This window comes from Rhodococcus sp. SORGH_AS_0303 (genome assembly GCF_030819335.1).
In the GTDB taxonomy this organism is placed as follows: Bacteria; Actinomycetota; Actinomycetes; order Mycobacteriales; family Mycobacteriaceae; genus Rhodococcoides.
Window position 1 is genome coordinate 4,106,322 of sequence record NZ_JAUTBO010000001.1, and the last position, 19,249, is coordinate 4,125,570.

General features: G+C 69.3%; 21 protein-coding genes. 15 read left to right on the forward strand and 6 right to left on the reverse strand.

The window, feature by feature from the left end:
* Positions 1-50: 50 nt before the first annotated feature.
* Positions 51-737 carry an SOS response-associated peptidase gene (locus QE449_RS19420; RefSeq protein ID WP_307109460.1) on the reverse strand — a complete coding sequence of 229 codons (687 nt, stop codon included), beginning with the start codon at positions 735-737 and terminating at the stop codon, positions 51-53.
* A gap of 84 nt (positions 738-821) precedes the next feature.
* Here QE449_RS19420 and QE449_RS19425 point away from each other — a divergent pair, with 84 nt between their 5' ends.
* The 4 genes from QE449_RS19425 to galK are packed head-to-tail and all read left to right on the forward strand — an operon-like array spanning position 822 to position 5,485.
* Positions 822-1,595, forward strand: coding sequence for an ABC transporter ATP-binding protein (locus QE449_RS19425; RefSeq protein WP_307109461.1), 774 nt, complete (start codon positions 822-824; stop codon positions 1,593-1,595).
* The gene (locus QE449_RS19430) at positions 1,580-3,130 is read left to right on the forward strand and encodes a hypothetical protein (protein WP_307109462.1); all 1,551 of its coding nucleotides are present in this window, start codon (positions 1,580-1,582) and stop codon (positions 3,128-3,130) included. Before QE449_RS19425 ends, QE449_RS19430 begins: the two co-directional genes overlap by 16 nt.
* Positions 3,131-3,185: 55 nt before the next feature.
* Positions 3,186-4,331, forward strand: coding sequence for a galactose-1-phosphate uridylyltransferase (gene galT / locus QE449_RS19435; protein ID WP_307109463.1), 1,146 nt, complete (start codon positions 3,186-3,188; stop codon positions 4,329-4,331).
* Positions 4,328-5,485, forward strand: a complete 1,158-nt coding sequence (gene galK / locus QE449_RS19440; RefSeq protein ID WP_307109464.1) for a galactokinase — start codon at positions 4,328-4,330, stop codon at positions 5,483-5,485. The genes galT and galK overlap by 4 nt, the downstream gene beginning before the upstream one ends.
* On the opposite strand, the gene QE449_RS19445 is transcribed toward galK, so the two are convergent.
* Together QE449_RS19445 and QE449_RS19450 are read right to left on the reverse strand one after the other, a co-directional pair.
* On the reverse strand, positions 5,476-6,492 hold the full coding sequence (locus QE449_RS19445) for a DUF3068 domain-containing protein (RefSeq protein WP_162246758.1): 1,017 nt from the start codon (positions 6,490-6,492) through the stop codon (positions 5,476-5,478). The genes galK and QE449_RS19445 overlap by 10 nt on opposite strands.
* 5 nt (positions 6,493-6,497) lie before the next feature.
* On the reverse strand, positions 6,498-6,677 hold the full coding sequence (locus tag QE449_RS19450; protein WP_235579024.1) for a DUF2613 domain-containing protein: 180 nt from the start codon (positions 6,675-6,677) through the stop codon (positions 6,498-6,500).
* Between the two features lie 147 nt (positions 6,678-6,824).
* Between QE449_RS19450 and QE449_RS19455 the strand changes: the two genes are divergently transcribed.
* The 11 genes from QE449_RS19455 (at position 6,825) to QE449_RS19505 (ending at position 15,758) form a co-directional block, all read left to right on the forward strand.
* Complete coding sequence (locus QE449_RS19455) at positions 6,825-7,265, forward strand: phage holin family protein (protein ID WP_222633031.1); 441 nt, start codon at positions 6,825-6,827, stop codon at positions 7,263-7,265.
* Positions 7,262-7,633 (forward strand): DUF3618 domain-containing protein, encoded by a 372-nt coding sequence (locus tag QE449_RS19460; RefSeq protein WP_307109465.1) that lies wholly within the window; start codon positions 7,262-7,264, stop codon positions 7,631-7,633. The genes QE449_RS19455 and QE449_RS19460 overlap by 4 nt, the downstream gene beginning before the upstream one ends.
* Complete coding sequence (locus QE449_RS19465) at positions 7,630-7,902, forward strand: DUF4235 domain-containing protein (RefSeq protein WP_027506952.1); 273 nt, start codon at positions 7,630-7,632, stop codon at positions 7,900-7,902. The genes QE449_RS19460 and QE449_RS19465 overlap by 4 nt, the downstream gene beginning before the upstream one ends.
* 22 nt (positions 7,903-7,924) lie before the next feature.
* Positions 7,925-8,503, forward strand: a complete 579-nt coding sequence (locus tag QE449_RS19470; protein WP_056443995.1) for a hypothetical protein — start codon at positions 7,925-7,927, stop codon at positions 8,501-8,503.
* The gene (locus QE449_RS19475; RefSeq protein WP_056443992.1) at positions 8,500-9,147 is read left to right on the forward strand and encodes a hypothetical protein; all 648 of its coding nucleotides are present in this window, start codon (positions 8,500-8,502) and stop codon (positions 9,145-9,147) included. Before QE449_RS19470 ends, QE449_RS19475 begins: the two co-directional genes overlap by 4 nt.
* Positions 9,148-9,231: 84 nt before the next feature.
* Positions 9,232-10,503, forward strand: a complete 1,272-nt coding sequence (locus QE449_RS19480) for a pyridoxal phosphate-dependent aminotransferase (RefSeq protein WP_027506955.1) — start codon at positions 9,232-9,234, stop codon at positions 10,501-10,503.
* On the forward strand, positions 10,500-11,507 hold the full coding sequence (add, locus tag QE449_RS19485; RefSeq protein WP_307109466.1) for an adenosine deaminase: 1,008 nt from the start codon (positions 10,500-10,502) through the stop codon (positions 11,505-11,507). The genes QE449_RS19480 and add overlap by 4 nt, the downstream gene beginning before the upstream one ends.
* Before the next feature lie 462 nt (positions 11,508-11,969).
* A complete protein-coding gene (locus QE449_RS19490; RefSeq protein ID WP_056443987.1) occupies positions 11,970-13,223 on the forward strand; it encodes a YibE/F family protein in 1,254 nt (417 codons plus the stop codon).
* Positions 13,224-13,366: 143 nt separating this feature from the next.
* Positions 13,367-13,621 (forward strand): acyl carrier protein, encoded by a 255-nt coding sequence (locus QE449_RS19495; protein ID WP_222647928.1) that lies wholly within the window; start codon positions 13,367-13,369, stop codon positions 13,619-13,621.
* Between the two features lie 5 nt (positions 13,622-13,626).
* Positions 13,627-14,811 (forward strand): acyl-CoA dehydrogenase family protein, encoded by a 1,185-nt coding sequence (locus QE449_RS19500; protein ID WP_307109467.1) that lies wholly within the window; start codon positions 13,627-13,629, stop codon positions 14,809-14,811.
* Between the two features lie 2 nt (positions 14,812-14,813).
* Positions 14,814-15,758 carry an amino acid--[acyl-carrier-protein] ligase gene (locus QE449_RS19505; RefSeq protein ID WP_222633038.1) on the forward strand — a complete coding sequence of 315 codons (945 nt, stop codon included), beginning with the start codon at positions 14,814-14,816 and terminating at the stop codon, positions 15,756-15,758.
* A gap of 75 nt (positions 15,759-15,833) precedes the next feature.
* On the opposite strand, the gene QE449_RS19510 is transcribed toward QE449_RS19505, so the two are convergent.
* Genes QE449_RS19510 through QE449_RS19520 form a run of 3 tightly spaced genes read right to left on the reverse strand, consistent with a single transcriptional unit; the run spans position 15,834 to position 19,228 of the window.
* Positions 15,834-16,658, reverse strand: a complete 825-nt coding sequence (locus QE449_RS19510) for a hypothetical protein (protein WP_307109468.1) — start codon at positions 16,656-16,658, stop codon at positions 15,834-15,836.
* A complete protein-coding gene (locus QE449_RS19515; RefSeq protein ID WP_307109469.1) occupies positions 16,588-18,243 on the reverse strand; it encodes a hypothetical protein in 1,656 nt (551 codons plus the stop codon). Before QE449_RS19515 ends, QE449_RS19510 begins: the two co-directional genes overlap by 71 nt.
* Positions 18,236-19,228 carry a DUF1839 family protein gene (locus tag QE449_RS19520; protein ID WP_261776461.1) on the reverse strand — a complete coding sequence of 331 codons (993 nt, stop codon included), beginning with the start codon at positions 19,226-19,228 and terminating at the stop codon, positions 18,236-18,238. The genes QE449_RS19515 and QE449_RS19520 overlap by 8 nt, the downstream gene beginning before the upstream one ends.
* Positions 19,229-19,249 lie beyond the last annotated feature (21 nt).

Here is a 19,249-nt window from a genome sequence, read left to right on the forward strand (position 1 = left end):
TATGCGCTAAGCATGGCGCAGAAGTGCTCGAAGTGCAACTCGACCCCTGGTCAGGCCACCGGCTCGAGCAACTGCGGCCCGTTGTTGCGCACGCTGTTGACGGCCGTGCTCACCTCGTACGGAGACAGGTGCGGCTCGGGCATCGACTGGACCAGGTCCGCCACCGCGCCGAGATCGGTCAGCGTCGGGTCCAACCAGGCATCGCGCATGTCCGCAGGCACCACGACGGGTGACCGGTCGTGGATGTGCCCCAGCGCGTCGGTGGCCGTCGTGGTGAGCACAGTCGTGGTCCACACCCACTTGCCCGGATCATTCTCGGGCAGTGCGGGATCCGGCCACAGCTCGTACAGTCCCGCCATCGCGAGAACACCGTCCGTGTGCAGGAAGTGCGGGATCTTCTTCCCCTCGCGCTTCTCCCACTCGTAGTACCCGTCGGCGGGAACGAGGCAGCGCCGCTTCGCCGCGGCCTTGCGGAACGCCGGCTTCTCGGTGATGGTCTCGGACCGCGCGTTGATCAGCCTGCTCGCGATCTTCCGGTCCTTCGCCCACGACGGGATCAGACCCCATCGGACCGTCCGCAGCTGGCGCGCTTCCTCCCCACGCTCGAGCACGATGCGCACCGGATCCGTGGGCGCCACGTTGTAGGACGGTTCCGGCGCCTCCCCCAGCGCCACGGCGGCATCGAAGATGGACGACAGGTCGTCGTCGGACCGGGTACTGGCGTAGCGACCGCACATCCCTCGATTCTGCCCCGCACGGGTAGCGACATGCCAGGCGGTCTGGTTAGTGTCGGAAAGTACCGCAACCGACGAGGGGATCGCATGTCGACCGTGGACGAGACACCCGGCGCGCTGCAGTCGTGGGGGCTGAGCAAGCAGTACGACGGGAGCGCACCGGCCGTGCGCGACCTGTCCTTGTTCGTGCCGGCCGGCACGCTGTACGGGCTGGTCGGACCCAACGGAGCAGGCAAGACCACGTTCCTGTCGATGGCGACGGGCATCGTGCGCCCGTCCGCCGGGCAGGTGTGGATCGACGGTCACGACGTGTGGGCCGATCCGGTCGCCGCCCGCGGGCGCGTCGGACTGCTTCCCGACGGGCCGTCCCTCCCCGAGGCCCTGCCCGGTCGGCGCGCACTGCACTACGTCGGAGTGCTGCACGGTCTCGATCCGGCGGTGGCGCACGAACGCTGCGAGGAACTGCTCGCGGTGCTGGACATCGCCGAGGCCGGTGACCGCGCGGTCTCCACGTACAGCGCCGGAATGAAGAAGAAGATCGGCCTGGCCGCGGCGATGATCCACTCGCCGCGGCTCCTCGTGCTCGACGAGCCGCTGGAGGCGGTGGACCCCATGTCCGCCCGCACCATTCGGCACCTTCTCGAGAGTTTCGTCGCGCGGGGCGGCACCGCGATGGTGTCGAGCCACTCCATGCCGCTCATCGAGCAGATGTGCTCGCACGTGGCCATTCTCGCCCGCGGCTCTCTGCTGGCCGCCAACACGATCGACGACGTGCGTGCCGGCGGCACCCTCGAGGGCGCGCTGTTCGACGCGGTCGGCGGCGGTGACCAGGCGGCCGAGTTGCCATGGCTGGGCTCATGATCAGCGCGCCGGTCCGCACACTGTTGTCATTGGATCGCGAGATACGCAGGGCAGCAACCGGATCGGGTGCCCGCATCGCGATCGTGATCACCGCGATCGCGTCGCTCGGGGCGATGTACGCGATCACGCTGAGCGCACAGCCCTCGGCGCGTGCCACGCTCGCCGCACTGTGCGCCGTGGTGGTGGTCGTCCTCACCGTCGTCGCTCCCCTGCTGACCGGAGTGGGCGACCGCGGACTCGTCCCGGCGCACGTGCGCCATCTACCGGTGCGTGCCGACGATCTCCGGAGAGCCCTCGCCCTCATCGGTGCGCGCAGCGGGGTGACCGTCTTCCTCGTCGTCGGACTCGCCCTCACACCCGTCGCGGTTCCGGACGTCTCGCCCGTGGCACGCATCGTGACCGCCGTGATCGCCCTGCTCACCGTCGGTGTCGCGCTCGCCGTGTCCCGTGTCGCCGTCCTCCGCCTGGATGCGGCATCGCGCACTCCCCGCGGCCGCATCCTCTCGACCATCGGTGGCACCGTCGTCGCCGCGGTCGCGTACGCGGCCTTCCTCCTGCTCGGCAACGTCTCGACGTCCTTCGCCGACAACACCTTCCTGCGCACCGCGGTGCGCGTCCTGCCGACGGGATGGGCGGCGGTGTCGAGCGAGGCAGTCGACGACGGGAGGTGGTGGGTGCCCGTCCTCGTCGCCGTCGCGCTCGCCGGACTCGGCGCACTGGTGGTGCGGTGGTGGACCTCGGCGGTGTCGGCCGCGCTCGACAGCACGCCGCCCCGCTCCCGGACCGACCGCCGTCGGACGACGACGACGTTCCGTGCGCGTGGACCGATGATCACGGCCATCGCCGCCGAGAGCAGGTTGCTGCTGGTCGATCCGCGCCGAGTGGGACTGCTGACGATGCCGGGTGTGTTCCTGCTCGTCGGAGTCGTGCTCATGGCCACCTCGACCGACATCTACGGCCTGCAGTACGGCGCACCGATCGTGATCCTGCTGACGAGCAGCATGTTCGCCAACTCGTACGGCCTCGACGGCGCAGCGGCGTGGCGCGTCACGTCGGTGCCGGGTGTGGCGCGACGCGTCATCGACGCGCGTCTCGTCATCGCGGCGGTGGTGGCCGTGGTGTTCGGCGCCGTCGGGACTGTCCTCGGTCGCCTCGTCGGCGATCCGTCGCCGCGCACTCTCCCCGTGGCGGCCGCCGTCGTCGTGGCCGCGTCCCTGGCCACCGCCGCGGCCGGCGCCGTGCAGTCGGCGGCCAGCCCGTACGTCGTCGCAGGACAGACCGCGGGGAGCGCGTTCAATTCCCGCGGGTCGATGACCGGCCGTGCGATCGGGTGGACGCTCGCCGTGATGGGCGGGGGTGCACTCCTGTGCCTGCCGGGCGTCCTGATCGCGCTGGCCCTCCCGGGCGTCCTCGTCTGGCTCGCGCCCGTCGTCTCCCTGCTGCTCGGCGGATGCATCGTGGCGGTGGCCCGCCGTCGAGCCGTGGCTCTGGTGACCAGCCGCGGCCCGGAGATCTTCGCAACCGTCAGCGCCTGATCACGATTCCGTGCACGATGTGGTCCGGGGAGCCGAGAGCGAGGAACACACAGGCATGACCATGCACGAACCGTCGACGCACGTCGTTCGCAAGACCAGCACCACCCTCGCCGACGGTCGAGAGTTGCTGTACTTCGACGACTCCGAGCCCTGGGTGTCCGGGGAGAGGACGCGGGACCTGGTGGACACGCGCCCCCTCCCCGCGTCGGAGTCGTTGTCGCAGATGCGACTCGACGTGCTCACCGGCGACTGGGTGGTCATCGCCGCGCAGCGGATGGACCGCACGTTCCTCCCACCGCCCGACGCGTCCCCGCTCGCGCCGAGCCGCCCGGGACGCCCACCCACCGAGATCCCCGCTGCCGACTACGACGTCGTGGTCTTCGAGAATCGCTTCCCCTCCCTTGCGCAGTCGGCAGCGGCGCAGCACCTTCCGTCGCACGTCGACGGCGAGGAGCTGTGGCCGCTCGCTGCCGGCACGGGCCGGTGCGAGGTGGTGTGTTTCGCCAGCGACCCCGACGCCTCCTTCGCCTCGCTCGACCTGCACCGGGTGCGCACCATCGTCGACGTGTGGGCCGACCGCACCGAGGCACTGTCCGCCCTCCCGGGGGTGCGCCAGGTGGTCTGCTTCGAGAACCGGGGGCGGGAGATCGGGGTGACCCTCACTCACCCGCACGGGCAGATCTACGCCTACCCGTACCTGCCGCAGAGGACCGACGCGATGATCCGGCAGTCCCGGCTGCACCGGGACCGCACCGGTCGCTCACTGCTGTCCGACGTACTGGACACCGAGCTGCGGTCCGGCCGCCGCATCGTCGTCGACACCGAGCACTGGGTGGCCTACGTGCCGGCGGCCGCCCGCTGGCCCGTCGAGGTGCACCTCGCCCCGCGCCGCGCCGTTCCCGATCTCGCTGCGTTGTCGACGGCCGAACGGGACGCGTTGGCCGGTGTGTATCGCGCTCTGCTGCGTGCCGTCGACGACTTCTTCGAGGGCGTCGACGAGGTGCCCTACATCGCCGCGTGGCATCAGGCGCCCGTCGGTGCGGACCGCGATCTGGGGCGTCTGCACCTGCAGCTGTTCTCGATGATGCGATCGCCGGGGCGGATGAAGTTCCTGGCCGGATCCGAGTCCGCCATGGGCGCGTGGATCAACGACACGACACCCGAGGCCATCGCGGACAGGTTCCGGGAGGTGCTCGCGTGACCGCGTGGCTGCCGGTCGTCGACGAGACCGAGCTCGCCGACGGTGCCGTCGAACGGTTCCGCACGACCTTCGGCGGCGAGCCGGACGGCGTCTGGATCGCGCCGGGACGGGTGAACCTGATCGGCGAGCACGTGGACTACGCGGGCGGGCTCGTCCTTCCCTTCGCGTTGCCCTACGTCACCGCCGTCGCGGCCCGCCGACGCGACGACGCAGTACTGCGGGCGGCGTCGACAGGCTCCGACATGCACTGGGGTATCGCACTGTCGGCCATCGCTCCCGGCAGCCCGGACGGGTGGGGCGCGTACGTCGCCGGTGTCTCGTGGGCGCTGGGGCTCACGATGGGCGCGGACATCGCGGTGCACTCGTCCGTCCCCGTGGGCTCCGGCCTGTCCAGCTCGGCTGCTCTCGAATGTGCTGTGGCGGTGGCGCTTCGGGACCTGTTCGATCTCGACGCCGACCGGCGGGCACTGATCGACGCGTGCATCCGCGCCGAGAACGAGATCGCCGGCGCATCGACGGGCGGGATGGATCAGTCGATCGCGATGCTCGCGGAACCGGGCCACGCGCTGCTGCTGGACTGTCTCGACTTCTCCTCCCGGCAGATTCCGCTCGATCTCCCGGACGCGGAGATCCTCGTCATCGACACGAACGCACCGCATCGGCTGGTCGACGGTCAGTACGGCCGGCGGCGCGCGTCGATCGAGAAGGCGTGCGCCGACCTCGGCGTGTCGACGCTGCGCGGTCTCGACCCGGCGGCGGCGGCGTCCTCGATGACCGACCAGGTGTCGGCGGCACGCGTCCGGCACGTCACCAGCGAGATCGTCCGCGTGGAGCAGGCGGCCGAACTCCTGAACGCCACACCCGATCTCGCAGCGTTGGGGGCGCTGCTGACCGCATCGCACCGATCACTGCGTGACGACTACGAAGTGAGCTCGCCGGAACTGGACTCCGCCGTCCGGGCATCGCTGGACGCCGGCGCGTTCGGCGCCCGGATGACCGGCGGCGGGTTCGGCGGTTCGGCCATCGCCCTGGTCGACCGGACGCGCACCGAGGCGGTCGCGGACGCGGTCACCGAGGCGGCATCGGCAGCCGGGCTGCCCACCCCCACCTTCCTCACTGCCACCCCGTCCGGGGCAGCGCACCGTCAGCGCTGAGAACGCCGACCCGAGACGACGAGTAGCGCCGCACCCAGAACCAGACCGACGCCCCCGACGGACCACAGCAGCACAGGTCCGCGGTCGGTGAGCCACATCAGCTTGGTGGCCGACTCGCGGGCGCGGTCGAGCTGCTCCTTCTGCCCGTCCTCGTCGAGCCCGAGGGTCGCCTTGAACACGGTGACCTCCGGAACGGCAGGGTCGCGCGCGAAGTACTGGTAGGGCTGCTCACGACCGCCGACGAGACTGCCGCTGCGCGGCTCGACGTAGATGTCGCGAACGGTGGAGTAGTACCGCTTCATGGTGATCGACTGCTCACCGAGCCCCTCGAGCCCCCACTTCGACGCGGGCAGCGTCACGGAGTTGATCGGCGACTGCGTCGTCTCGGAGAGATCGGCACCGGTGACCTGCGTGCGGAAGTGGTAGATCGGGAGCCCGTCCATCGAGATCTCCTCGACGAACTCGGCAGGGAAGCTCGTCCAGGCCGTCGCGTCGTAGACCGAGTACGTGATCGGCTGGGTGTCGAACGGAAAGCGCTGCTGATATCCGGTCCGCGGCACCGGGATGGCCGGCTTGCCGACGGTGGTCTGCAACGACGCCACCGGATCGACCGGCTGCGACGTGCGTCGATCGACGGTGACCCGGTCGACCGACGCGGTCAGCAGACCGGCATCGCCCTCCCGGTCCGCACGGCGCACGGTCGCGCCGGACTGGAACGTCACGCGATCCGCGTCGCTCGGATCCTCGGTGGTGATGAAGCGCTGCACCACCAGCGGGACCCCGGTGGCCACGGACAGCGGGCCGGGACGCGTGATGGACGTCGCGTCGAGCACGTCGCCGCCGGTTCCCGGATCGGTGACCGCGACCGTCGTGGTGCGGATGTCCAGGGGCGTCACCGCGAGTCGATGCTCGACGTAGGTGGGCAGCATGATCGCCCCCACCACGGCCGCACTGCCGATCGCGAGCAGGACACACGCGCTGCCGCGCAGGAGGGTCGGTCGCGCCACGTCGGTCACCTGCTCCCGTACTGCACGTCGCCGAGCACCGAGGCCGACGGATCGGCGGTGACCACCGGCTCCGGCCGGACGGTCTCCTCGGCGGACCACGTCAGGCCCACCACCGCGCCGGCGGACAACACCCCACCCACGAGCAGGCTGGCCACAGCCGGCACCACGACACTTCTCACAGCCACGTCCCCCACATCCGATCCTCGACGTCCAACTGTGTCATTTCGGACACCGCCCGAGGCCGTCCCGACGTTGTGAACAGTCCACGATCTGGGCGCGGACCTCTGGAGGCTCCCGTTTCGCCCGGTCGGGTCGCGGGTACAACCCGGCTCATGAACGAAACCCGGCACACGAGCGATACGGGCGGCCACGCACCGGCCGCGGCCGATCTGTCCACCGTGCAATTGGTCGAGCGCCTGACCCAGCAGGTGAGCACGCTGGTGCGCACCGAGGTGAGCAGCGCACTCGACGAGGTCAAGTCGAAGGGCACCAAGCTCGGGGTCGGCATCGGTGTCTCCGGCGCCGGCGCCCTGCTGCTGTTCCTGGGCCTCGCGACCCTCGTCGCCACCGCCGTCCTCGGCCTGGCGACGGTCCTCGACCCGTGGCTCGCGGCACTGATCGTCGCCGTCGTCCTGCTGATCGTCGGCGGCATCCTCGCCAAGGTCGGCGCGACCAAGGCGAAGAATGCCGTTCCGCCTGCACCTGCCGCCACCGTCGCCAGCGTCCAGCGCGACGTCGAGACCGTCCAGAACGCCCGAAAGGCTCACTCATGACCGACCCGAAGGACGCGTCCGAACCGCGTCACGCCCTGCGTACCGAGGCCGATGCCGAGCCGCCGTCCGTCGAGCAGCAGCGCGAGGAGCTGGCCGAGACCGTCGAGGCGCTCGCGGCCAAGGTCGACGTGCCCGCTCGCGTCTCCGCCGCGGCCCACGAGTCGACGGAGAAGGTGCAGGAGGTCGCTCAGCAGGGCGTCGCCAAGGCGCAGGAGGGTGTCGCGCAGGTGAAGGAGAACCCGCAGGTCGCGGGCATCTCGCTCGCCGGTGCGCTCGCCGCCGTGGTCCTCGTGGCCCTGGTCCGCCGTCGTCGTGCGCGCAAGGCGCTGCGCCGACAGAGCGTCCTCGACATCCTGGCCGGCCGATGACCAGCACGTCGAAGGCGTTCTACAAGCCGCTCTCCCTGGCCACGAGCATCGTCGGTGGCTTGGTCGCCGGACAGATCTTCAACCAGATCTACAAGCGCGTCGGCAAGAACGACGCCGAGATGCCCGATCCGAAGGACCTCTCACGCACCAACCGTGAGGTCCTGATCGCCGCAGCGCTGCACGGTGTCGTGTACGGGCTGGTCAAGGCCGGGGTCGACCGCGCCGGCGCCAAGGGATTTCGCGCACTCGCCAAGGAAGACCCCAAGTGACGATCATCAGAAGGAGCCTTTCGTGACCGAGAACCAGGGTGCAGCCTCCGAGGCGCGCAGCGACTTCGTCGACAAGATCAAGGGCCGTGCCAAGGAAGTGGCCGGCGCCGTGACCAACAACGACGAACTCGCCGATCGCGGGCGGCTCGAGCAGGCGGAGGTGGAACGCCGCCGCGAGGCCGAGGCCACCGAGACCGCCGCCGCCCTCGAGATCGAGGAGGCGCAGCAGGACATCGCGGAGACGGAGGCCGAGGCGGACGTCGCACGGCAGTCTGTCGAGGACCGCACCGACGCGTCCGAGGCTGCGGCACAGAACGACCGGCTCCGTGCGCACACGACGGCGGAGGCCGACGCGATGCGTGACGCCGAGCAGGGTCGCGTCGCCGCCGAGGCACAGTCGGAGCGGCGCATCGCCGAGGCCACCAGCGAGCGGCAGCAGGAGGAGGCCCGTGCGGCCGACGAGATCTCCGCTGCGCGAAGCGAGTACGACGAGAAGCTCGACGAGGCCGACGCACTGGAGCAGGAGGCGGCGCAGGCACGTGAGCGCGCCGCCCGGGCCGAGCGCGAGGCCGCGTCGACCGACACCGAGGAGACCAAGTGAGCCTGTCCCTGCCCCGCCGGATCCTGCGACTGCAGTACTCGATCGCACGACTTCCGTTGCAGGCGTTCGAGTCCACCGTGATCAGTCGGCTCGACGCCGAGGGTCCGGTCCGTGCGACGTATCAGCAGATCGTCGGAGGCATCGACGCCACCGCGGGTGCCGTCCTGGGTGACGAGAACCTCGCGCGGCGCGGCCAGAAGATGCGCAGCGCGGCCGCGGATCTCGAGAAGGCCACCCGTCTCGAGGCGCAGGCCCGCGAGAAGCGTGCACAGGCGACGCGCGAGACGCAGAACAGGGTCGACGAGGCGACGACGCGGGCGAAGAAGGCTCGCGAGACCGCCGAGGAGAAGGCGACCGACGCGGCCGACCAGGAGATCGAGAACAAGGTGGCCGCGGGCAAGAAGGCCGCCGCACGACTCGAGGACCGCAAGTCGCGCGCCGACGACATCGCCGACAAGCGGATCTCGGCGGCCGAGGCCGAGCGTGAAGCGAAGCTGTCGGAGGTCGAACGCCGCGAGGCCGAGGCCAAGGCTCCGCGCACCGAGGAGATCGAGGACGCGGCGGAGAAGCTCGAGGACGCCGCCGAGAAGCGCGACGACGCCGAACGCCTGGCGGACGTCGCGGAGGCGTCGAAGGACAGCTGACACCGCCCGTCGACTCACCGTCTGCCCCCGACAGTCACTGGACTGCTCGGGGGCAGACCACTCGACGGGGCCGACAGTGAGACGATGGCGGACGTGAGCACATCAGACACGACGCCGCGCCAGGCCGGCCAGCGCACGCTGCGCCCGCTCGAGCAGTCCGTCAAGCTGCAGAACGTCCTCTACGAGATCCGTGGACCCGTGCACGCCCACGCCGCCCGTCTCGAGGCCGAGGGCCACCGCATTCTGAAGCTCAACATCGGCAACCCGGCGCCGTTCGGCTTCGAGGCACCCGACGTGATCGTGCGCGACATGATCGCCGCGCTCCCCACGGCTCAGGGGTACTCCGAGTCCAAGGGCATCATGTCGGCCCGCCGCGCCATCGTCACTCGCTACGAGCTGGTCGACGGCTTCCCGTTCCTCGACGTCGACGACATCTATCTCGGCAACGGCGTGTCCGAGCTGATCACGATGACGATGCAGGCGCTGCTCGACGACGGCGACGAGGTCCTCATCCCGGCGCCCGACTACCCGCTGTGGACGGCGATGACGACGCTGTCCGGTGGCAAGGCGGTGCACTACCGCTGCGACGAGGAGAACGACTGGAACCCCGACCTCGCGGACATCGAGTCGAAGATCACCGATCGCACCAAGGCGCTCCTGGTCATCAACCCGAACAACCCGACGGGTGCGGTGTACTCCAAAGAGGTGCTGCGGGGGATCGCGGCGCTGGCACGCAAGCACAGCCTGTTGCTGCTGGCCGACGAGATCTACGACAAGATCCTCTACGACGGCGCCCAGCACGTGTCCATGGCGACGATGGCGCCGGACCTGCTGTGCCTCACCTTCAACGGTCTCTCCAAGGCCTACCGGGTGGCCGGATACCGCGCGGGCTGGCTCGCGATCACCGGACCCAAGGACCACGCCGCGGGCTTCCTGGAGGGCATCAACCTCCTGGCGTCCACTCGCCTGTGCCCCAATGTGCCTGCGCAGCATGCCATTCAGGTCGCACTCGGTGGCCACCAGAGCATCGGGGACCTCATCCTGCCGGGCGGGCGACTGCTCGAACAGCGTGACGTCGCGTGGGAGGGACTCAATGCCATTCCCGGCGTGAGCTGCGTCAAGCCGCGCGGTGCGCTGTACGCCTTCCCGCGCCTCGATCCCGAGGTGCACGAGATCCACAGCGACGAGAAGCTGGTGCAGGACCTGCTGCTGCAGGAGAAGATCCTGGTGGTGCAGGGAACCGGCTTCAACTGGCCCGACCACGATCACCTGCGCATCGTCACGCTGCCGTGGGCCCGCGATCTGCGCACGGCGATCGAACGGTTCGGCAACTTCCTGTCGTCGTACCGACAGTGACCGTCAGGGCGTTCGTCGAGGCGCTGCCCAAGGTGGAGCTGCACGTCCACCTCGAGGGGTCGATGTGGCCGAGCACGCTGAAGGCGCTGGCCGACAAGCATCAGGTCGACGCGATCCCGCGCACCGAGGACGCGCTGCGGGAGTGGTTCGAGTTCCGCGACTTCCCGCACTTCATCGAGGTGTACCTGACGTCGATCGGCGTGCTGCGCGATCCCGAGGACTTCGCGCGGCTCGCGTACGACAGCCTCACCGCGCTGGCGACGCACGCCGTGCGGTACACCGAGATGCACATCAGTCTCTTCGGGCACCTCATGCGTGGGGTGGACGCGGCGGCGGTGTTCGAGGGCGTCGAGGAGGGCCGGCTGCGTGCTGAGGCCGAGACCGGCATCGTCGCGCGCTGGATCCCCGATTTCCCGGGTGACTTCGGTACCGACGCCGCGAACCGCACCCTCGACGCCGTGCTGGCGCATCGCGTCGACTCGATCGTCGGATTCGGCATCGGGGGCATCGAGGTGCCGCGGGCGGAGTTCGCCGACGTGTTCGCGCGGGCGAGCGCGGCGGGACTGCACTCGCTCCCCCACGCGGGCGAGACCGGCGGGCCGGACAGCATCTGGTCGGCGCTGCGCGATCTGGGGGCCGAACGCATCGGCCACGGCATCGCCGCGCTCGGCGACCCCGAGCTCGTCGCGCACCTGATCGAGCACCGGATCCCGCTCGACGTGTCCCCCACCTCCAACATCCGGACCCGCGTCGTCGAGTCGCTCGACGTGCACCCGCTGCCGGCCATGATCGGCGCGGGGCTGACCGTGACGCTCAACAGCGACGACCCGTCGATGTTCGGCACCGACCTCACCACCGAGTACCTCGCCGCGCACGGCATGGGGCTGGACGCGTCGGCCCTGCGCTCGCTCGCCCTCGCAGGGGTGGACGCGTCGTACGCGGACGCGGACCTGAAGGAGCAGTTGCGGGCGGAGATCGCGGCTGTCGAACTCCCGGAGGTCTAGGGGCGCTGCACGCCGTCCAGCGCTCCACACCCCTCCCCGCAAGCTGCAGGGGGTGTGCGCCTCACGGAACCCTCGCAGCACGGCGTGTCCCAGGTTCCCGCGGGTGTTCCAGGTTCCCGCGGATGCTGCAACACGTACGAGAACCCGGAACCCCTACGGGAGCGCCGGCACACTCCCTGACCTGCACTTGGTGTGACGCGCAGTGCCATACACCGCGCTGTGTGACACAACACAACGTCTCGGGCACATTTTTCAACCCCGTGATGATCGAACCGTGCGTTCGCGGGTATGTTCGTACATGAGCCCTTCGGGGTTCCGAAAGCGCCGAACGGCCCCCCACCCCCCCGGTGGGCCGCTCGGTCGGTGGCGGGGGACACCCCCCCTGCTTCCCCGCCACCCGCTTTCGTCCCGCACCGCTCGCGCCCCCAATCCCTTCTCCGCGCCACCGATAGTGTTGGCGTGGTGACACACGGCCACGGACACAGCTCCGGTCCCGCCCCCATCGGGAAGATCGCCGCGAGACTGGTGCTCGGCATCCTCGCCGTCGTCGGCATCGCCGCGATCGTGGGCGTGGTGCTGCTGTGGCCCAGCGATCGCACCGTCGAGGTCCCCGCGCCGTTCCAGAGCGCGGCCGGCGGCGTCGTGGCCACCGAGTACGGCACCGTGGTGTCGCAGGACATCGGTCCGTGCGGCAGTTCGTCCAACGGGCGCGTCTTCAGCGGCGCCCCCACTCCGCCCACCGTCTCGGGCTTCGAGTGCAACCGCAGCATCGTCTCGATCGACACCGGCGTGAACGAGGGCACCCGCACCCTGCTCGAGGTGACGCCCGGGCCGGGCACCCCCGATCTGCGCGTCGGCGAGGAGATCCGCCTCGTCCGCGGCACCGACGACAGCGGGACCGCGATCTACGGGTTCGACGACTACTCCCGCACCACGCCGCTGCTGCTGGTGGTCGCGGTCTTCGCCGTCGTCATCTGTGTGGTCGCACGGTGGCGCGGGCTGCGCGCCCTGCTCGGACTCGGTCTCGCGCTCGGAGTGCTGGTGGGCTTCGTGCTCCCCGCGATCCTCGACGGCCGGTCCGCCATCCTCGTCGCCCTGGTCGGCGGCACCGTCATCCTCTACGGCGTGCTGTATCTGGCGCACGGGCCCAATCTGCGGACCAGTTCGGCGTTGCTCGGCACCGTGGTGTCGATGGGCGTCGCCGCGGGACTGTCCGAAGCGGCCATCAGGCTGACCCGGGTGACCGGTCTGTCGGAGGAACAGAACACCGACGTGCAGGCTTATCTCGACCACGTCAGCATCACCGGGTTGCTGCTCGCCGGGTTCATCATCGGATCGCTCGGCGTACTGAACGACGTGACGATCACCCAGGCGTCGGCAGCGTTCGAACTCGCGGCACTCGATCCCGACGCCACCCGGCGGTCGATCTTCACGTCCGCGATGCGCGTCGGGCGGGACCACATCGCCAGCACCGTCTACACGCTCGTCCTGGCCTACGCGGGTGGCGCGCTGCCGCTGCTGCTGCTCTTCAGTGTCGCCGGCCGCTCGTTCGGCAACGTCCTGACCGGAGACGCGGTGGCCATCGAGATCGTCCGCTCGTGCGTGGGCGGCACGGCGCTCGCGCTCTCCGTTCCGCTCACCACCGCGATCGCCGTGATGCTCGCCCGGCCGCCCCGCGGACGCGCCCCCGTGAGCGGTCGGCACTCCGCGCGCTGACGCCCCAGCACAGCACCTCCGGTCGTCTCACGGTATGTATTTGTCACAAAAACATTCTCGTGTATTGTTTTCACTGGGTTCGGGAACCTACGCGTCTGTTCATCGCAGAGGCAAGGCACATCGACACATGTGAGGAACATCGAATGAACACACTGACCGTCGAGGACATCGACCGCATCCGTGAGGTTCTGGGCAAGTACGGCAAGCTGCCCGTCACCATCGCGTCCGTGGGCAACGAGGACGATCTGTACGACGCCGGCCTCACCTCGCACGCCAGTGTGAACGTGATGATCGCGCTCGAGGACGAGTTCGATGTCGAGTTCCCCGACCGCCTGCTCCAGAAGTCCACCTTCGCCAGCGTCGCGTCCATCGCCGACGCCGTCGCCGAGCTGGCCTGATCACCATGACGACACTCGAGGATTTCCCCGCCGGCGCCCTCGTCGACTCCACCCCCTCTCCGCTGCCCCTGGACGAGGTACTCGCGGTGGTGCGTTCGCACGCCGATGCCATCGACCGGGAAGCCCGCTTCCCCACCGAGTCGGTCGACGCGCTGCGTGCCGGCGGCCTGCTGTCCGCGTCCATCCCCTCGTCGCTCGGCGGCGGCGGCTACACGCTCAGTGAGCTGGCGGCCGTGTCGCGCGCGCTCGGTGGTGAGTGCGCGTCGACGGCCATGATCTTCGCGATGCACCACACCCAGGTGATGAGCCTGTCGCGTCACGGCCTGACGTCGGATGCCATTCGCTCTCTTCTGCGTCGCATCGTCGACGAGCAGCTCCTCGTGGCGTCGGCCACCACCGAGATCAACATCGGTGGCGACGTCCGCACCAGCGGGTGCGCGGTGGAGTACGACGGCGACCGCTACACGCTCACGAAGAACGCCCCCGTCATCTCGTACGGCGAGTACTCGGACGTCGTCCTGGCGACAGCACGGCGCTCGGTCGACAGTGCTCCGAGCGACCAGGTCCTCGTCGCCTGTCAGCGAGCGGACCTCACGCTCGAGAAGACCGGCACCTGGGACACCATGGGCTTCCGCGGCACCTGCAGCCCCGGCTTCATGCTGCACGCCTCCGGAGACGCCCAGTGGGTCCTCCCCGACAGTTACGGTGACATCTCGGCTCGCACGATGCTGCCGACCGCCCACGTCCTGTGGGGCGGCGCCTGGCTGGGTATCGCCGACGCCGCTGTGCGGAAGGCTCGCAAGTCGGTGCAGAAAGCCGCGCGCAAGACTCCGGGTGTCACTCCTCCGGCCGCCGCACGTCTGGCCGAACTGCTCGTCGTGCACCAGCAGCTCACCGACACCGTGTTCCGCGCGGGCGACACCTTCGACGCGATCGCCGACGATGCCGAGGCCCTCGGCGCGATCGGTTTCGCACTGCAGATCAACAACGTCAAGGTCACCGCATCGAACCTGCTCATCGACATCGTCGCGCGCGCACTACTCATTTGCGGCATCGCCGGCTACCGCGAGGACAGTGAACTGCGCATGAGCCGCCACCTCCGCGACTCGCACGGTTCCGCGATCATGGTGAGCAACGAGCGCATCCTCGGCCACAACGCCCAGCTCTCGCTCGTCTACAAGGGGATCTGACCATGACCTCCACACTCGACCGCGACGTGGTCTCCGATCTCGATCTGGCCCGTGCCGATTTCCGCGATCAGCTCGTCGGCGCCGGTCTCCTCGTCCCCAGCTCCCTCGACGGTCTGTACGGCCGCTCGGGCGAGTTCGAGGACATCATCGATCTCATCGACTCCAAGGTGAAGGCCGCAGGCGCTGCCGCACACGGAAATGCGCTGCGCCGCTTCCGATTCCCACCGGTGTTCCCGCGCGACGCATTCGAGAAGACCGATTACATCGCGTCGTTCCCCAACCTCACCGGCGCCATCACCACCTTCTCCGGCGACAACAAGGCCCACGCCGAGCTGCTCGCGGCACGGTCCGAGGGCAAGGACTGGGACCACTGGCTCGAGTCCGCCGGCACCATGCTGGTGTCGGCCGCGTGCCACCCGTCCTACTCCATGCTCACCGGTCAGCTTCCCGACGGCGGCACCATGCTCGACGTCTACGGGTACTGCTTCCGGCACGAGCCCGCCGTGGATCCTGCTCGCATGCAGGCGTTCCGGATGCACGAGTTCGTCCAGGTCGGCACCCCCGACCAGGCCGTCGAACACCGTGAGTCGTGGATCGAGCGCGGCATGACGGTGCTGGCCGACCTCGGGCTCGACGCCTCCCCTGTCATCGCCAACGACCCGTTCTTCGGTCGCGCGGGACGCATGCTGGCCGCGAACCAGCGCAACGAGAACCTCAAGACCGAGCTCGTGGTCCGCCTCTACGGCGACCTGGACGAGGGCACCGCGGTGGTCTCGTGCAACTGCCACCGCGACCACTTCGGTCAGACCTTCGACATTCGCACCGCGGACGGCAACGAGGCCCACAGTGCCTGTGTCGGTTTCGGTATGGAGCGCATCGCCCTCGCGATGGTGCGCACACACGGCCTGGACACCTCGCGGTGGCCGGGCAGCCTCCGCCTCTCCTGACGGAGCTCGGGGGGGCTCACTGACCGGTTCGGGCCTGGGTTGAGGGAGGTCCGAACCGACGGAGGCGAGAGCGCGTCACCGATTCTCGATGCGCGCTCTCGCCTCCGCATTGAGTGCACGCACGTGACCGGACGGTGCCTTGTCACCGGACCCGGACGGCGTGAGCGGAATTCGCCGTGTCGTTCCCGGCGCCAACGAGAACCAATTGTCCTGCGGCAGCCATCCGTCCATGTCCAGGCACACGTACTGTGCCGCGAAACGTGTGCTCACCTCCACGTGTCGCCGGCCGGCATCGTCGATGTCCGCGGTCGCTGCGAGTCCGATGTCGTTCTGCCGCGGCACCATCGGACCACCCACGAGATGCACACTCTCTGCGACGAGCCCTGTCGTGCCGTCGGAGAGGGTCGCACGGATCGCGTCGAAGGTGCGCGCTCCGAAGCGATGTACATGGGTGGCGTCGGTGAAACGACCCACCATCTCGTCTGCGCTCACGACGACACTCCCTCGCGCCGGAACCGTGATCTCGCGGTGCCCCTCCGCTGCCACGACCCCGCTGCGAGTGTGCGCCGAGACGGACAACGTGAGGGCACGCGCAGACTCGCTGTCGTTCACGGCCTCGAGTCGCAGCCCGTCCATCCCCTCGTCCGTCATCAGGATGGTCACCGGCCGGGCCGCGCGCGCCAGAGCCCACCACGGGGCCTTGGGACGACCGGCCACGTCCGTCAGTCCCCAGCCCGCGCCGGGAGCAGTGTCGCGGTACGTCAGTACGAGGGCCCCGTGGCACTGCGACGCCGAGCTGCGCCAGAACTCGTACGCGGCGCTCACCGCCTCACAGATCGCCGCACGCCCGAAGTCCAGGTACAACTCCGGATCGTCGCGACGAATCGAGGCGGGATCCACCGCCGAACACCGTGCGCACGTAGTGGTCTCGGACATCCTCGAAGTCCCACGACGATCCGCGGTCGCGCGGGACCGCGGCCTTCCAGACCGGATGATGCCCGGCGACGGCCGCCGATCCGAACATGTCGTCGACTGCACGACGCTCGGGTGGCACGGAGAACGCGAGTGATTCGGCGGCGAAGCGCACCCCCGCCCGGCGCAGATCCGACAGCGGTTGCAGGTAGCCACCGACGCCGAAGTAGTGCGCCACGCCGCTTCCCACGTGGGTGGCCAGCGGACCCCCGTACGGAGTGGACGGCACGTACGCCAGCTCCGGTCGCTCGTCCTTCACGATGCCGGGAACCACGTCGTCCAGTAGCGCCATGACGAAGTCCGGGGGCTCGAGACCCACCATCGTCGGCTGCTGATGCGTCTCGCTGCCGCCGCTGAGCACCGCCAGTGACGGATGATGCGAGGTCGACCGGAGGAGGTGTCGCACTTCCTCCGTCACCAGTTCGGTGAACTCGTCCGTCTCCGGTGGGTCGATGGTGGTCACCATCAGGTCCTGCCACACCAGGATGCCGCGGCGTGAACACGCGTCGAAGAAGGCGTCGTCCTCGTAGACCATCGTGCCCGTGCAGCGGAGCATGTTCAGCCCTGCCGCCACCACGGAGTCCAGGGCGGCCTCGAGCGTCGTGGGATCGTTCTGCAGACTGCGGACATCGAGCGGCACCCAGCACGCGCCGCGACAGAAGACCGCCACACCGTTGACCGTCAGCTCCCCGGATCCGACATCGAAGGCGACTGAGCGGAAACCTGTGCGACACAGCATCTCACCGTCGACCCGCACCTCGTACAGATGCGACTCACCGTGCGTGTGCGGCCACCACGGTGTCACCCCGTCGACCGGGAACGTCGTGTCGACCGCTCCGTCGGCACCTGCAGTGACCGATCCGGTCGTGTCCGCGACGGACACCGAGAAGCGTTCGCCTGGTCGTGCGGTTCCGCGTACGCGGAGGACGGCGCCGTCCTGGACGAGGGTGCCGGTCACCCGCAACGCTCGTCGGTCCGGGTCGGTGACGTGGACCGCTCGCCACGGCCCGACCGGTGCGGGCGCACCCACGAACACGGGCGCCCGTCCGAGCGCCGACGTCCTGATCCAGCGCAGAGACTGCCGATCCAGCATCGACGACCGCCACCGGGCACGGGGCCGCCGTGGAGTGCTCACAGCGTCGAGAGCTCGGAACGCCAGATCGAGGCGCACGGATCGAGCTGCCTCACAGCGGATCTCGACGTCCACCGGTACGAACATCGACTCGCTCCGGACATGGAGCTCGCCGTCCACCCACACCTCGGCACGCGTCGCGAGACCGTCGAACGTGATCAGGGTCGTCCCGGCCGGGAGGTCGACGGTCGTGCCGTACCACCAGTCGCGAGCGTCGAGCACCGCGTCGACCTCGGGCCCCAGAGCGGATGCGACCGTACCCGGGACCACGGCGGGAGTGGGATCGCCGAGCACGGCGGACGGTGCCTCGAACGCACCTGCGGCCGAGCCGATCACGGTCCAGGAGCTCGACGCGACAGGGTCGTACCGCGCCTCAGGCATGTAGCGCGGAGGCCAGCGTGTCGGTGGCGTACTGCCACGACTGCGCCATCTCGTGCAGCGCGCCGGTCACGTCCACCGCGCGCCCCCGAGCGGCGCGCGCCATCTTGAACTGCACAGACTTCGCCCCGGTGGCGACGTCGAGGAACGGAGCCACGGCGGCATCGCTGCCGGCCACGCCTCGGGACTCGAGGTACCGAGCGAGGTCGGCGCCGAGTTCTGCCGTGAATCCGCACTGGCGCAGGGTTCCGAACGACCAGAGGTGGAACTGCTCGGGACCGGCCTGCTGGATCCACGGAATGTCCGCCTGCACGCGGTCACCGAGAGCCGCGACAGGATTCCGGCGGGGCCGACGCGCGACGTGGGACCGTGCGACCGCGAGATCGATGTCGTCGTGAGTGGCGCCGAGTGCCAAGCGATCCCGGTCGATGCCGATGCGTTCGATGTAGGGCGGCAACGGAACCGGGGCATCGAGCGACAGGACGCGACGGAAGTCCTCGCCCTGCACGACGTGGTAACCACTGTTGTGGAAGTACTCCATGCGCTCCACATCGGTGTCGACGACGACCGGAACGATGGTCGTCTTGGAACTCTCGATGTGATAGTTGATGCCGTCCGTGTCCGGCAGGAAGTAGGAGTCCACCTCCACCGTGCAGAGGACACCGTCCTCGAGGTTCTCGACGATGTGCTGCCAGAACGGCTTCCAGACATTCATCTCATCGATGCGAATTCCGAGGAGAGCGCGCATGTCCTCGGGCTGAAACTTGACGAAGTCCCACTGCCGACCGTCGAAGTCCGTACTCAGGACCACGGCCATGGCAGGAATCGGATCCGCCTTCAGCGCGTGCACCAGCTCGATCCACAGATCGACGTAACAGTTGGTCTGAGACCAGATCCGATCACCGCGATGAACGGGATGCGGAACGTGCTGCGCTGCGTCCGCGCCCAACGAGGCGGACATCGAGGAAGGCGTGGTGGTACCGGTCATCGGCGATCTCCTGAGGTGGTC

Coding starts and splice junctions, on each gene's coding strand:
- QE449_RS19500 (WP_307109467.1), top strand. CDS start 13,627: ATGACGACACTCGAGGATTTCCCCGCCGGCGCCCTCGTCGACTCCACC.
- QE449_RS19465 (WP_027506952.1), top strand. CDS start 7,630: ATGACCAGCACGTCGAAGGCGTTCTACAAGCCGCTCTCCCTGGCCACG.
- QE449_RS19455 (WP_222633031.1), top strand. CDS start 6,825: ATGAACGAAACCCGGCACACGAGCGATACGGGCGGCCACGCACCGGCC.
- QE449_RS19520 (WP_261776461.1), bottom strand. CDS start 19,228: ATGACCGGTACCACCACGCCTTCCTCGATGTCCGCCTCGTTGGGCGCG.
- QE449_RS19505 (WP_222633038.1), top strand. CDS start 14,814: ATGACCTCCACACTCGACCGCGACGTGGTCTCCGATCTCGATCTGGCC.
- QE449_RS19460 (WP_307109465.1), top strand. CDS start 7,262: ATGACCGACCCGAAGGACGCGTCCGAACCGCGTCACGCCCTGCGTACC.
- QE449_RS19420 (WP_307109460.1), bottom strand. CDS start 737: ATGTGCGGTCGCTACGCCAGTACCCGGTCCGACGACGACCTGTCGTCC.
- QE449_RS19430 (WP_307109462.1), top strand. CDS start 1,580: ATGGCTGGGCTCATGATCAGCGCGCCGGTCCGCACACTGTTGTCATTG.
- QE449_RS19425 (WP_307109461.1), top strand. CDS start 822: ATGTCGACCGTGGACGAGACACCCGGCGCGCTGCAGTCGTGGGGGCTG.
- galT (WP_307109463.1), top strand. CDS start 3,186: ATGACCATGCACGAACCGTCGACGCACGTCGTTCGCAAGACCAGCACC.
- QE449_RS19515 (WP_307109469.1), bottom strand. CDS start 18,243: ATGCCTGAGGCGCGGTACGACCCTGTCGCGTCGAGCTCCTGGACCGTG.
- QE449_RS19495 (WP_222647928.1), top strand. CDS start 13,367: ATGAACACACTGACCGTCGAGGACATCGACCGCATCCGTGAGGTTCTG.
- QE449_RS19480 (WP_027506955.1), top strand. CDS start 9,232: ATGGCGGACGTGAGCACATCAGACACGACGCCGCGCCAGGCCGGCCAG.